We start from the raw sequence: 13,405 nt of genomic DNA, 5'->3' as shown, positions 1-13,405 counted from the left end.
TTTTTAGCTGACAGCTTTTTGTGTTAAATGAAAGGAAAATGCTATTATTTTCAATTAAATAATAGCATTTTTAATAAAAATTATTTAGCTATATTTATCAGGCCTAATGAAGCGAACCACTCAGTTGCTGGGATCAACCATAGTTCTATTGCTAATAAACCGACGAATGTCATCACAATAGTATAAGGTAATGCCATAATAACCATTCTGCCATATGAAAGGCGAATAAGTGGTGAAAGTGCTGAAGTCAATAAAAATAGAAAAGCAGCTTGACCGTTTGGTGTTGCTACTGAAGGCAGGTTAGTTCCTGTATTAATGGCAACCGCCAGATATTCAAACTGTTGGCGTGATATTAATCCTTCTTTTAACGCACTCATTGCTTCATTTATATAGACAGTACCAACAAAAACATTGTCTGAAATAGCAGAAAGTAACCCATTAAATAAGTAGAATAAAAACAGTTGCGATGATTCAGAAGACTGTAATACAAATTGAATAAATGGGGTAAAAAGATGTTGATCAATAATAACTGCAACAATTGAAAAAAATACCGTTAATAAGGCGGTAAAGGGTAAAGCTTCTTCAAATGCTTTGCCAATGGTGTGTTCATCAGTAATGCCACAAAATGAGGTTATTAATATGATGACAGATAAGCCAATTAAGCCGACTTCAGCAAGATGGAAAGCTAGAGCAATAATTAACCAAACACCGACCAATGCTTGAGTTATTAGTTGCAATTTTTCCCGTCGATCTCGTTTTCTGCTCGCATTTTTATCGTGCATTTGCAAAATATGGCGGACGCTTTCTGGTAATTCTGCACCGTAACCGAATAGTTTAAAATGTTCGACGCAATAACAAATAATTAAGCCACATAAAAATACTGGTAATGTCACTGGGATCATATGTAAGAAAAAAGCACTAAAATTCCAGCCAACATATTTAGCAATAATTAAATTTTGTGGCTCACCAACCATTGTCATCACACCACCTAATGCAGTTCCAATGCCAGCGTGCATCATTAGACTACGTAAAAAAGCGCGAAATTGTTCAAGAATCTGGTTTTTTTCCCTGGTATCTGTGTTATTTTCTGGCTGGAGAGGCTCTTTCTGACTGGATACATAGTTATGATAAATAGAATAAAAACCAACAGCTACACTGATCACGACAGCAATTACCGTTAGCGCGTCTAAAAAGGCCGAAAGAAAAGCGCTTGCTAAACAGAAAGCCAGTGATAGGATTCGTTTAGAATGAATAGACAGCAGTAATTTTGTGAAAGCAAATAACAACAATTGTTTCATGAAATAAATGCCTGCCACCATAAAAATCAATAGCAATATCACTTCAATGTTATTAGCGATTTCATGACTGACTTGTTTCGGTGAAGTCATACCAATTATTATTGCTTCAATAGCAAGTAATCCGCCAGGCTGTAGCGGGTAACATTTTAGTGCCATGGCAAGGGTAAAAATAAATTCGGCAATTAGTAACCAACCGGCTATAAAAGGGTTAACGAAAAAAAAGCACAGTGGATTGATTATCAAAAAGAAAATAATAGTCAATTTGTACCATTCAGGGGAGTTACCCAGGAAATTTTTCAACATAATTTGTCTGGTGTTTATATTCATTATTACATGCTTTCCTTCACTAGTATGTAAGTAAAATTGACTAACGTAGCATACTACGTTTTTTCTATGCTAGAAATTAAAAGAACGATCGACTATTTAACGGCAAATTGTATTAAGTCTTTATGATCAGATTAGTATTTCTTAATAACTCGGCTACCTCAAAGTTTTTCATTCTGATATTATCTCGTTTTATAATGACAAAAAATTTGTTTTAGGTAGAGAAAAATATGATTATTAGAGCGCAAAGTCCGGCTAATTTTGCAGAAGAGTATATTGTTGAAAGTATTTGGAATAAACATTTTCCCCCAGGTTCAATTTTACCTGCAGAACGTGAGCTGTCTGAGCTAATTGGTGTTACGAGAACAACTTTACGAGAAGTTTTACAGCGGCTTGCAAGAGATGGTTGGTTAACTATTCAGCATGGAAAACCGACTAAAGTAAATAATTTTTGGGAAACTTCAGGACTTAATATTTTAGAGACAGTGGCTCGGTTAGATCACAGTGGGGCACCAAAATTAATTGAGGATTTATTATCTGTTAGAACCAATATTTCCGCTATTTTTATTCGAACAGCCTTTCGTAAAAATAAACAAAAATCATTAGAGATATTATCAATAAGAGAGAATATAGAAGATTGTTCCGAAGCATTTAGTAAAGTTGATTATAATATTTTTCGTGGCCTGGCATTTGTTTCTGGTAATCCTATATATGGCTTGATCCTAAATGGGTTAAAAGGATTATATACCCGCGTTGGTCGCTATTTTTTTTCTGATCCTAAAGCGCGTCAACTTGCTTACGATTTTTACCATGATTTAGCTAAAATCTGTGAACAAGAAAAGTGTGAGCAGGTGTTAGATCGGGTTCGTAGTTATGGTAAAGAGAGTGGTAATATTTGGCGTGAAATGAAAGATAAAGACAATATGATAAATAATTTGTCTGAATCACGTTAACCCCGCGTTGCTTGCAAATGTCTAGATGTGCTATGAGACTATTTTTTTATTCCCTCATCAAAAGTGAGGGCGTTGTTTAAGAGAACGGTTATTAGTGTAAAATGCGTATAAACTATATCAATCTTTATTATTATTTTTAGCTAAAAATAGCGAAGCTATCGCATTACGTCTTGCATTTTAATACTACGCACACCTAAAATTAATGACATCCGGGCAGGATTTTCACCTGCTGGTTGCATTGGTTGGCTAATATGAGCGGTTTCCAGACATAGCATTTTTTTGTACCCATCGCGGGTCATATCTTTTATTGTACTGGAGAGTTCAGCGCCAGGATTCCAACAGACTATGTCACTATGGTGGTAATGATGTATTTCTAAAATACGTTGCCAATTTTTGTCATATACTAAATTGCAATCATCGGATTCGGTATAAATACGATCAGTCCGTGCGGTTATATAAGTTTTTGTCTCTTCAGTGTAAACGTCTCGATCAGCCACTTTATCAAAATAATGTTTGCCTAATCCTTCAACGTATATCTTATTTATGTCACTGACTTGTAAATAAGTATGTAATGCACCAGTGGCAGGTTCAGTACCAAAATATTCAAATTCAATTTCACTGGTGGCAGCGAGTTTTAAGCGCATTATTAAGGTGAATTCATGTGGCCATATCTTTTTTGTCTTTTCATTATCAGCAAGGGTTAGCGTGAGGATCACACAATCGTTATGCTCACTATGTGCTGTCAGTTGCCATTCTTGTAAACGGGCAAAACCATGACTGGGTTGCGCGGCCAGACCAAACCATGGCCAACAGATAGGAATTCCACCGCGAATAGCGGTATTTTTTTTGAATAAACTATTTTTACTTAACCACAAACACTCTTTTTCCCCATCGGGCTGCCAGCTAAGTAATTGTGCTCCCTGAAGGCTGACTGCGGCATTCACTTTAGGATGAGAAACAATAATGACCGGCAATTCATCGAGCTGGCAAAGCGTGATATAGGATGAAATTTTTTCTCTTACCGGTAAGCTAAACAGTGTCGTGTCATTCATAATTTCGACCTTTTTATCTTTTTTATGATTGCCAATTAGTCAGTTTAAAAATACCGTTGGATTATATGCTAGAATGAAAAAAGCCGCCATTGATGGCGGCTTGAAGTGAGTAATTAGGCTATTTATTTAGCAATATGCGCAATTAAATCTAAAACTTTATTCGAATAACCAGTTTCATTATCGTACCAGGCGACTAATTTTACAAAACTATCGTTTAAGGCAATACCTGCTTTGGCATCAAAAATGGATGTTAATTTGTCGCCATTAAAGTCAGTGGAAACAACGTCATCTTCTGTGTAACCAAGAATGCCTTTTAATTCACCATTTGCAGCATGTTGGATCGCTTGGCAGATTTCTTTATAAGTGGCAGGTTTATTTAAACGAACAGTTAGATCGACAACTGAAACATTCGGTGTCGGAACACGGAACGCCATACCGGTTAATTTACCATTGAGCTCAGGAATGACCTTACCAACAGCTTTAGCCGCACCGGTTGATGAAGGAATGATATTTTGTGAAGCACCACGACCACCACGCCAATCCTTAGCTGAAGGTCCGTCAACAGTTTTTTGAGTTGCAGTTGTTGCATGAACGGTGGTCATCAGGCCTTCAATGATACCAAATTTGTCATTGATAATTTTCGCTAACGGAGCTAAGCAGTTAGTGGTACAAGAGGCATTAGAAACAATATCTTGACCACTATAGGTGTTATGATTAACACCCATAACAAACATCGGGGTCTCATCTTTAGAGGGGCCGGTTAAAACGACTTTTTTAGCTCCCGCCGTAATATGTTTGCGTGCTGTTTCATCAGTTAAGAAAATACCTGTTGCTTCAGCAACTACATCAACACCAACTTCATTCCATTTCAAGTTAGCAGGATCTTTTTCTGCCGTGCAGCGAATAGTTTTACCATTAACCACTAGGTGACCATCTTTAACTTCGATAGTACCGTTGAAACGACCATGAGTTGAGTCATATTTCAGCATATAGGCCATATAATTGGCATCTAATAAATCATTGATTGCCACGATTTCGATATCTTTACGCTCTTGGGCAGCACGAAAAACAATACGGCCAATACGACCGAAACCATTAATACCTACTTTGATAGTCATAGTATTTCCACCAGCTATATTTTAATTTAAAAGAATTCAATATTGTTTCTAACGTTACCAAAACCTTGCCATCCGTCAAGCGGAATCGTGTCAATTACCATAAAAAATGACATATAGAGCACCTTTTGTATGTTTAGCAAACAAGCTTAAGGTGAATGTTTTGATTCACTATTATCGGTCTGGAGAGGGAGATTTAAAGTGAATATTAATAATATATGTGAATTATATCACAAATCAGATCAGAAAGAGCCTTTTTGCTAGGATAAAAATAATTGAGATGGTTTAGAGTTACCTTTTTCTCACCAGATAAATATAATTATGTTTACTAGAAAATAAGGAAAGCTTTCTTATGACAGAAAAAGAACATAAACCCATTAAGTCGAATAAACTTAATGAAATGCAACATCATGTCACTCAAGAAGCCGGAACCGAGCCGCCTTTTTCAGGTAAGTTATTACATAATCAACGAGAAGGTATTTATTACTGTCTATGTTGCCAGGCGCCGCTTTTTTTATCGCAAACAAAATTTGATACGGGTTGTGGCTGGCCAAGCTTTTACCAACCGATAGATGATCAAGCCGTCACTTATATTGATGATTTTTCTCATGGTATGCAACGGATCGAAGTACGTTGTGGTCACTGTAATGCGCATTTAGGCCATGTTTTTGCCGATGGTCCACAACCGACTGGGCAACGTTATTGCATTAATTCAGTCGCATTAAGTTTTACTGATCAACAATCTGGTGAGGTAACTGAGGGTTAAATAAGACTTATTGGATGTAATTAATGATAAATCCAAAACAAAAAGAAGGAATGAAATATGGAGCTTAATGAACTGGTTGATTTAATGACAGTTGAGATTTATCAACGATTGCTAACCGCCGTTGAGTTGGGTAAATGGCCAGATGGTGTTGCGTTAACCCCAAAGCAAAAAGAAAATAGTCTGCAGGCTGTTATGCTTTGGCAGGCTAGGCATAATCATAATGCGCAGCATATGACGGTAGGTACGGATGGGAAAATTATTTTGAAAACAAAAAATGAATTAAAGAAATTATTTGATAGTAAACAACACTAACCAAAATTTACTAAATATTAACATATTAATCACTTTTAGCGAAAATCATTAGCACGGTTAAAAGATTGAACGGGCAAATTAGAAGATGTTATTAGTTTGGCACCCGCTAATGCCATTTCTTGTAATGCGTTATGGCTGTCTTCTGGATGGAGGTTAACGCCCCGACAACCATCTTGGATAACCGTTACTTGATAACCTAATTGTAATGCATCAAGGACGGTGAATTTTACGCAGTAATCTGTTGCTAAGCCCATAATATATAAATGTTTAATTTGATTTTTTGTTAGCCAAAAATTTAACTGAGTTGCATGCTGATGGTCATTGTCAAAAAAAGCACTATAACTATCAATTGTGGCATTAACTCCTTTTTGAAAAATAGCTTGGATTGCTGACTGATTAAGTGCTGGATGCAATCGCGCCCCTTTCTGATGTTGCACACAATGAACTGGCCACCAAATTTGGCGTAAACCATTAAGTTTACCCTCTGTGCCTACTTTAGTTCCTGAGTTGACGGCAAAACTCAAATGATTAGCAGGATGCCAGTCCTGGCTGGCGATAATAACAATATCTTGTTGCTGGCAGTAGGTAATAACTTCATTAGCTGTATTAATAACACTTTCACTATCTAATATTGCTAGGGCGCCCCCATTACAAAAGTCATTTTGCAGATCGACCAGTAATAATGCGCTATGAGTCATCATGTTATCCTTAATAATTGTCGCTATAACTTAGTTCACCGCGCAAATTTTTTTGCATCAGTGTACGAATATCATCTACTGATAAAGATTGACTGAGTAAATAATGAAGTTTGGTAAGTGTTGCCTCAAAAGTCATATCATAACCGCTAATAACACCAACTTTAGCTAATGCGTGCCCGGTTGCATACCCATTCATGTTAACTCGCCCAGATAGGCATTGTGTCAGATTGACGACGATAATATCTTGTTGACAAGCTTTTTCAAGGCATTTTAACAACGCTGTTTGTGAAGGCGCATTACCAACCCCGTAAGAACGAAGAATAAGAGCTTTGGTTGGTTGCAGTAAGATATTTTCAATGCTTTGTACTGAAATCCCAGGATAAATGGTAACAACACCAATGGCTTGAGGGGTAATTTTATGGCTGCTGAAATTACCGTCGTTTTTTAGCAATGGACAGCTTTGTAAACAACGGATATGAATACCTGCATCAATCAACGGTGGACAATTAGGTGAAGTAAAGGCATCAAAACCATCCGCATGTGATTTAACGGTACGGTTCCCCCTAAATAATTTGTTATTAAAAAACAGTGTTACTTCATTGATAGGGTAATTTGCCGCCAAGTACAAGGCATTAAGAAGATTGGTTTGGCCATCGGATCTTAACGCTTCCAGCGGTATTTGTGACCCTGTCACGATAATTGGTTTGCTTAGGTTGTCAAACATAAATGAGAGTGCAGAGGCGGTAAATGCCATGGTATCGGTACCATGTAGAATAACAAAACCATCATAGTTCTCATAATTATCCCTAATATCATCAGCAATGCATTGCCAATCTAGTGGCGTCATATTAGCGGAATCGATTAAAGGATTATGTTCCCGGATAGTGAAATGAGGCATTTCAGCCCGATGAAACTCTGGCATGTTAGTTAGTTGTTTTTGCAGGTGCCCGGAAGCTGGCACATATCCATGTATGGAATACTGCATGCCAATGGTGCCGCCTGTGTAAACAACATAGATGGATTTTTTTCCCATTCTCGGTACCCAAGGATATGAATAAGTGAAAATAAATAAATTTAAAGAATTATAAAGTAGTTAATTAATAAAATCTGTGGCATGTTAAATATTAATATAAAAATAAAGCGCCCATATGCTGGGCGCTAGAGTTGTAACAATGTAATACCTGTTTATTAATAAATCTCACCACAATTTAAACAAAATGCGTAGCGATTTTGTGGATCATTCATATGGCGGTAAAATTTGATTTGTTGCTGAAGGTTATTAGCCGTTTTTTGCGGAAGTAACAATTGTAGTGTATTGGGCATCATTGCCTCAGCGTTTGAAGTTAATTCAAATATTAATTGATCAATCAAAGAACGTTCAGGCTGCATCCAGTCAAGTGAAGGGGCGGTAATTTTAGCTAATTCAGCCGCTTTATTTACGGCATCGTCAAAATCACCCAGTTTATCAATCAGGCCATTTTGTAGCGCGTCTGAACCTACCCATACTCTACCTTGAGCAATTTTGTCTATCTCTGCTGGTGTCTTATGACGCGCCTGGGCAACATATTTTAGAAAGGTATGATAGCCATTTTCAATAATGATTTGCATCATGTCAGAAAATTGTTTATTAATCCCTTTAGTCGCTGAGATATCCGCTAATGGCGTGGTGGAGACACCATCAGTATAAACACCAATTGTATCTAAGCTCTTTTCAAAGGTATTTATCACACCAAAAATACCAATTGAGCCGGTCAAGGTTGTTGGACTGGCAAAAATATAGTTGGCTGGTGTTGAAATCCAATAGCCACCTGAGGCTGCCATTCCTCCCATCGAGACCACGATAGGTTTATTAGCGTCACGGGCAGCAACCAGTTCATTACGTATCGCTTCTGAAGCGGTTACACTGCCACCAGGACTATTCACACGTAAAACAATCGCTTTGATATCTGGATTAAGTCTTGCCTTACGTATTTGTGCCACGGTTGTTTCGCTGCCCACCATGCCAGGCTCTTGCGGCCCATCAATAATAGCGCCTTGGGCAATTATCACAGCAATATTTCCAGGTTGATCATCAGATTGTTTTTGTTGCATTAGTTGACTTTTCTGTGGTTGTTCATTGGCATAATCATAGATACTAATGTAATTAAAATGTTGCTCTTTATCATTCCAACCAAATTTTTTGCTTAATTCTTTCTCCATAACTGCGCTGGTAAAAATATGATCAATGAGTTTTTGTTTAACGGCATATTGCGCACTGTCACCATTGACGCTTTTCATTTCTTCAATCAATTTATCGGCACCTGGGAAAATATTTTCTGCTGTCGTTTGTCGGTTTTGCGCAACTGTTGATAGATAATGTTGCCATAGTGAACCGATCCAGACTTTATCTGCTTCACGTGCTTCAGGTGACATATTATCGCGAATAAATGGCTCTACCGCTGATTTATAGGTACCAATACGGAAAATATGACTATTAACTTTTAGGTTATCTAGTAGCGTTTTATAATAGAGTTTATTGGTTGAAAAACCGTAAATTCCGACATTACCTTGTTGTGACATATAGATATTATTGGCAAAACTGGCTAAATAATATTGCGATTGATTATAGCCATTACCCACCGCATAAATGGGTTTTCCCGCCTGTTTAAACTCTGTCAATGCCTTACCAATATATTGTAAGGATGGCTGATCAGATCCAATCAGATTATCCAGTTGTAAAACGATACCGGTAATTTTGTCATCATAGGTTGCCCGGCGAATAATATTTACAATATCAAATAAGGAGTTTTCTTGCATGCGGTTGCTTGATGAGCCTAATAATTCGCGGCTCATTTTGCCAAGGGGGTTAGGGATAGAGACTTGATCTACAATCACTCCTTGTAGGTCAATAAGTAGCGCTCCATGATATTGGCTAGTCGATTTTTTTTCACTTTTATAGGCAAAATAGCTGCTTGCTGCAATAAAAATCAAAAAAAGACAGATAAAACTGGTGATAAATCGTCTGATAAAATTAAGTAATCGCCAACTAAATTTAAAAAAGGCTGCGATTAAATTCCATGGGCTTCGCATGTGATCTCCAATTATATGATTAACATATTTATCTTAAAAGTACATAAGATAATTGTCAGCCATAACTCATAGAATAATTAAAATATTATTTTATTGCTATTCAAGCTGATTGAAAATGTTACCTTACTATACTAATGCTGATGATAATATTCTATTTTTGAGAAACATACTTATAAAACCGTTATTTCTACGCTCTTTGTAGCTATTTAATTAGTTGCAATGAAAGTTAATATCAACAAGGAGGAGTCTATGGATGCTTTAACGCTATTATTAACCCGTCGTTCCATGAGCCATCTGACAACACCAGCACCTGAAGATCAATCACTGGATAATATTTTGGCGGCCGGAATGAGAGCACCTGATCATGGTGGATTAAGACCCTGGCATTTTGTCGTCATTAAAAATCAAGGGCTGGTTAAATTTGGCCAGTTACTAGAAAAAGCGGCAATTAACGCTAATTTGGGAAAAGTGGTGGAAGAAAAAGCAAAAAAAGCGCCTTTGCGAGCCCCTTTAATCATTACTGTCATTGCCAAAATTGTCGTCGATACAAAAATTCCGGCTTGGGAGCAAGTTGTTACTACTGGTTGTTGTGTTCATGCTATGCAGATGGCCGCTGTTGCTCAGGGGTTTGCTGGCATTTGGCGTACCGGCTCTTGGACGACGGATCCGGTTGTCAGATCAGGTTTAGCTTGTCAAGAACATGATAAAATTGTTGGCTTTCTCTATTTAGGAACTCCAAAATTCAACCTTCCTATGAAAGGATCTGCGCAAGATATAAAGGATTTTGTCAGTTATTATTAAGGAAAAAATATGCCATCAGAAATCAAATTAACCCAATTCAGTCATGGAGCCGGTTGTGGTTGTAAAATCGCCCCAAATATATTGGAGACCATTTTATATAGTGAACGTAAAAAATTTAATGATCCTCATTTGTTGGTGGGCAATGAGACCAATGATGATGCTGCTATTTATGATCTTGGCAATGGCGTAGGGATTATCAGTACAACGGATTTTTTTATGCCAATAGTCGATAAACCAATTGATTTTGGGCGTATTGCTGCTACTAATGCAATCAGTGATATTTACGCAATGGGTGGTAAACCCATTATGGCGATTGCGATATTAGGTTGGCCCATTAATAAAATTCCAGCTGAGATAGCACAGCAAGTGATTGAAGGGGGGCGAATGGTTTGTCAGGATGCCGGCATCTCACTTGCTGGAGGTCATTCAATTGATGCGCCAGAGCCTATATTTGGTCTCGCCGTGACAGGTGTTGTTAATACCGCTAAAGTAAAAAAGAATAGTACTGCTTTAGCAGGTAGCCAATTATTTTTAACTAAACCGTTAGGTATTGGGATTCACACAACAGCAGAAAAGAAAAATTTATTATTACCTGAACATCAAGGGTTAGCAACTGAGATTATGTGTCAATTAAATAAATTAGGTGCAGAGTTGGCAAATATTGAGGGTGTTACTGCTATGACGGATGTAACAGGTTTTGGGCTGTTAGGTCATTTAACGGAAATTTGTCGGGCGGCTAATTTACAGGCGACGGTGGCTTTTTCGCAAATAGCTAAGTTACCGCATATTGAAAGTTATATTGAACAAGGGTGTGTACCAGGTGGAACCCTACGTAATTTTGCGAGTTATGGCCATCTTTTAGGCCAGATAACATCATTACAACGCGATGTGTTATGTGATCCACAGACATCGGGAGGATTATTAATGGCTGTTTTACCAACAGCAATTACTGAAGTTAAAAAAATCGCTTGGCAAAATAATTTATCCTTTAGTGCAATCGGTCAACTAGAGAAACCTAAATCTGGCAGAGCGATGATTGAGGTAGTGGGATAAGCTATGCGCCGTCTATTTATTGCAGAAAAGCCCAGTTTAGCGCGTGCGATTGCTGATGTTTTGCCAAAGCCACATAAACGACAAGACGGCTTTATTGTGTGTGGTGATTCACAATATGTGACTTGGTGTATTGGCCATCTATTAGAGCAAGCTGAACCTGAAGCTTATGATCCCCGTTTCGCACGTTGGTCACTAACTGATTTGCCGATCATACCTGAAAAATGGCAATTAAAGCCTCGAGCCGCGGTTATAAAGCAACTTAATACAATTAAAACACTATTGGCTCAGGCCGATGAGATTGTGCATGCGGGCGATCCTGATCGCGAGGGACAATTGCTGGTGGATGAAGTATTAGATTTTTTAGCTTTACCAAATGAGAAAAAACAGACTGTTCAGCGTTGTTTAATTAGCGACCTCAATCCACAAGCGGTGCTTAAAGCCATCGAACGGTTAAGAAATAATCGTGATTTTATTCCACTTTGTGTATCTGCATTGGCTCGAGCTAGAGCAGATTGGTTGTACGGCATAAATATGACGCGGGCTTATACTTTGCTCGGGCAGCGTGGGGGTTATCAAGGGGTATTATCCGTTGGCCGAGTTCAAACGCCAGTATTAGGATTGGTAGTTAGAAGAGATGAAGATATTGAACATTTTGTTGCCAAAGATTTTTTTGAAGTAAAAGCACATATAATTACGCCAAATGAAGAACGTTTTACCGCTAACTGGCAACCAAGTGAAGCGTGCATTGATTATCAGGATGAAGAAGGACGTCTCATTCATCGTCCTTTAGCCGAGCATGTAGCGGCAAGAATTACTCATCAGCCTGCCATGGTTGTTGTATATCAAAATAAGCAAGAATCAGAAATTGCGCCCTTGCCTTATTCATTGTCGGCTTTACAAATTGAAGCGGCCAAAAAATATGGCTTGAGTGCAAAGGAGGTTCTTGATATTTGCCAACAATTATATGAAAAACATAAGGTTATTACTTATCCTCGTTCTGATTGTCGTTACTTACCACAAGAGCATTTTGCAAGTCGTCATGGGGTATTAAAGGCTATTTCTATTCATCAGCCCAGCCTCACAAAATTTGAGCTAACTGAATTGGATAAGCAAAATCGCTGCTGGGATGATAAAAAAGTTGATGCACATCATGCCATTATTCCAACCGCCCGCGCAACAGCAGTGGAGCTTAACCAAAACGAAAGCAGAATTTATGCCTTGATTGCTAGTCAATATATTATCCAATTTATGGCCAGCGCAAAATTTCATAAGCGAGTTATTGAACTGGAGATCGCAGGTGGAAAATTTATTGCCAAAGCTCGCTTTTTGGTCGAGCCCGGTTGGCGAGCAATTTTGAGCACCAAGGAACGGGATGCTGATAACGATGGTATACCACTACCAGAAGTAAAGGTAAAAGATGAACTATTTTGTGAACAGGGTGAGGTAATAGAAAAGCAAACCCAGCCACCAAAACCTTTTACTGATGCCACTTTGTTGTCGGCTATGACAGGGATTGCCCGTTTTGTACAAGATAAAGCGCTGAAAAAGGTATTGAGAGCAACGGATGGTCTAGGTACAGAAGCGACTCGAGCGGGTATTATTGATCTATTATTTAAACGGAAATTTTTAGTCAAAAAAGGCCGCTATATCCATGCTGCACCAGCAGGGATTGCCTTATTTAAGGTTCTGCCAGTGGTGGCAGTATTACCTGATATGACTGCTCATTGGGAGTCTAAATTAACCCAAATCAGTGAAAAACAGTTTCGATATCAGGATTTTATGTCACCGTTAGCTGAGACACTGAAAATGTTAATTCAACAAGCAAAACAACAAACTGATTTAACCATATTTCGTAACTTATCGGTTATCGAAGATAAAACAGAGAAAAAATTATTAGAAAAAAAGAAGAAAAATCGTCGAAAAGTGGAATCAAATGATAACTTAACATAGTGTTATCATTTGAT

Annotated in this window: 12 protein-coding genes; 6 read left to right on the top strand and 6 right to left on the bottom strand. The window is 37.9% G+C overall.

Translation table 11 applies throughout. The annotated features are described in order from the left end of the window. Positions 1–80: 80 nt before the first annotated feature. Entirely contained in the window at positions 81–1,625 is a 1,545-nt protein-coding gene (gene nhaB / locus QE177_RS07425; RefSeq protein ID WP_280548389.1) for a sodium/proton antiporter NhaB, read from the bottom strand. Positions 1,626–1,852: 227 nt separating this feature from the next. Between nhaB and fadR the strand changes: the two genes are divergently transcribed. After that, the gene (fadR, locus tag QE177_RS07420) at positions 1,853–2,575 is read left to right on the top strand and encodes a fatty acid metabolism transcriptional regulator FadR (protein ID WP_280548387.1); all 723 of its coding nucleotides are present in this window, start codon (positions 1,853–1,855) and stop codon (positions 2,573–2,575) included. A gap of 155 nt (positions 2,576–2,730) precedes the next feature. Here the strand turns inward: fadR and QE177_RS07415 are convergent, their stop codons facing one another. Together QE177_RS07415 and gapA are read right to left on the bottom strand one after the other, a co-directional pair. After that, positions 2,731–3,627 carry a D-hexose-6-phosphate mutarotase gene (locus QE177_RS07415; protein WP_280548385.1) on the bottom strand — a complete coding sequence of 299 codons (897 nt, stop codon included), beginning with the start codon at positions 3,625–3,627 and terminating at the stop codon, positions 2,731–2,733. A gap of 122 nt (positions 3,628–3,749) precedes the next feature. After that, positions 3,750–4,745, bottom strand: a complete 996-nt coding sequence (gapA, locus tag QE177_RS07410; RefSeq protein WP_280548383.1) for a glyceraldehyde-3-phosphate dehydrogenase — start codon at positions 4,743–4,745, stop codon at positions 3,750–3,752. A 349-nt stretch (positions 4,746–5,094) separates the two neighbouring features. Between gapA and msrB the strand changes: the two genes are divergently transcribed. After that, the gene (msrB, locus tag QE177_RS07405; RefSeq protein WP_280548381.1) at positions 5,095–5,508 is read left to right on the top strand and encodes a peptide-methionine (R)-S-oxide reductase MsrB; all 414 of its coding nucleotides are present in this window, start codon (positions 5,095–5,097) and stop codon (positions 5,506–5,508) included. A 57-nt stretch (positions 5,509–5,565) separates the two neighbouring features. After that, positions 5,566–5,820 (top strand): DUF1315 family protein, encoded by a 255-nt coding sequence (locus QE177_RS07400; RefSeq protein ID WP_280548379.1) that lies wholly within the window; start codon positions 5,566–5,568, stop codon positions 5,818–5,820. Positions 5,821–5,855: 35 nt separating this feature from the next. Here QE177_RS07400 and pncA read toward each other — a convergent pair whose 3' ends face one another. The 3 genes from pncA to sppA form a co-directional block, all read right to left on the bottom strand. Beyond that, positions 5,856–6,518 carry a bifunctional nicotinamidase/pyrazinamidase gene (pncA, locus tag QE177_RS07395; protein ID WP_280548377.1) on the bottom strand — a complete coding sequence of 221 codons (663 nt, stop codon included), beginning with the start codon at positions 6,516–6,518 and terminating at the stop codon, positions 5,856–5,858. A gap of 10 nt (positions 6,519–6,528) precedes the next feature. Then, a complete protein-coding gene (gene ansA / locus QE177_RS07390; protein ID WP_280548375.1) occupies positions 6,529–7,551 on the bottom strand; it encodes an asparaginase in 1,023 nt (340 codons plus the stop codon). Between the two features lie 155 nt (positions 7,552–7,706). After that, positions 7,707–9,587, bottom strand: a complete 1,881-nt coding sequence (gene sppA, locus QE177_RS07385; RefSeq protein ID WP_280548373.1) for a signal peptide peptidase SppA — start codon at positions 9,585–9,587, stop codon at positions 7,707–7,709. Between the two features lie 249 nt (positions 9,588–9,836). Between sppA and QE177_RS07380 the strand changes: the two genes are divergently transcribed. The 3 genes from QE177_RS07380 to QE177_RS07370 are packed head-to-tail and all read left to right on the top strand — an operon-like array spanning position 9,837 to position 13,391. After that, positions 9,837–10,388 (top strand): NAD(P)H nitroreductase, encoded by a 552-nt coding sequence (locus tag QE177_RS07380; RefSeq protein ID WP_280548371.1) that lies wholly within the window; start codon positions 9,837–9,839, stop codon positions 10,386–10,388. Between the two features lie 9 nt (positions 10,389–10,397). Further along, positions 10,398–11,441 carry a selenide, water dikinase SelD gene (gene selD / locus QE177_RS07375; RefSeq protein WP_280548369.1) on the top strand — a complete coding sequence of 348 codons (1,044 nt, stop codon included), beginning with the start codon at positions 10,398–10,400 and terminating at the stop codon, positions 11,439–11,441. 3 nt (positions 11,442–11,444) lie between these two features. Then, the gene (locus QE177_RS07370; protein ID WP_280548368.1) at positions 11,445–13,391 is read left to right on the top strand and encodes a DNA topoisomerase III; all 1,947 of its coding nucleotides are present in this window, start codon (positions 11,445–11,447) and stop codon (positions 13,389–13,391) included. The last annotated feature ends 14 nt before the right edge of the window (positions 13,392–13,405 follow it).

The organism is Arsenophonus sp. aPb (genome assembly GCF_029873475.1).
Classification (GTDB): Bacteria; Pseudomonadota; Gammaproteobacteria; order Enterobacterales; family Enterobacteriaceae; genus Arsenophonus.
Note: the sequence above shows the minus strand (reverse complement) of the source record. Positions and strands in the feature narration are given on the sequence as shown.

Coding starts and splice junctions, on each gene's coding strand:
- nhaB (WP_280548389.1), bottom strand. CDS start 1,625: ATGAATATAAACACCAGACAAATTATGTTGAAAAATTTCCTGGGTAAC.
- fadR (WP_280548387.1), top strand. CDS start 1,853: ATGATTATTAGAGCGCAAAGTCCGGCTAATTTTGCAGAAGAGTATATT.
- QE177_RS07415 (WP_280548385.1), bottom strand. CDS start 3,627: ATGAATGACACGACACTGTTTAGCTTACCGGTAAGAGAAAAAATTTCA.
- gapA (WP_280548383.1), bottom strand. CDS start 4,745: ATGACTATCAAAGTAGGTATTAATGGTTTCGGTCGTATTGGCCGTATT.
- msrB (WP_280548381.1), top strand. CDS start 5,095: ATGACAGAAAAAGAACATAAACCCATTAAGTCGAATAAACTTAATGAA.
- QE177_RS07400 (WP_280548379.1), top strand. CDS start 5,566: ATGGAGCTTAATGAACTGGTTGATTTAATGACAGTTGAGATTTATCAA.
- pncA (WP_280548377.1), bottom strand. CDS start 6,518: ATGACTCATAGCGCATTATTACTGGTCGATCTGCAAAATGACTTTTGT.
- ansA (WP_280548375.1), bottom strand. CDS start 7,551: ATGGGAAAAAAATCCATCTATGTTGTTTACACAGGCGGCACCATTGGC.
- sppA (WP_280548373.1), bottom strand. CDS start 9,587: ATGCGAAGCCCATGGAATTTAATCGCAGCCTTTTTTAAATTTAGTTGG.
- QE177_RS07380 (WP_280548371.1), top strand. CDS start 9,837: ATGGATGCTTTAACGCTATTATTAACCCGTCGTTCCATGAGCCATCTG.
- selD (WP_280548369.1), top strand. CDS start 10,398: ATGCCATCAGAAATCAAATTAACCCAATTCAGTCATGGAGCCGGTTGT.
- QE177_RS07370 (WP_280548368.1), top strand. CDS start 11,445: ATGCGCCGTCTATTTATTGCAGAAAAGCCCAGTTTAGCGCGTGCGATT.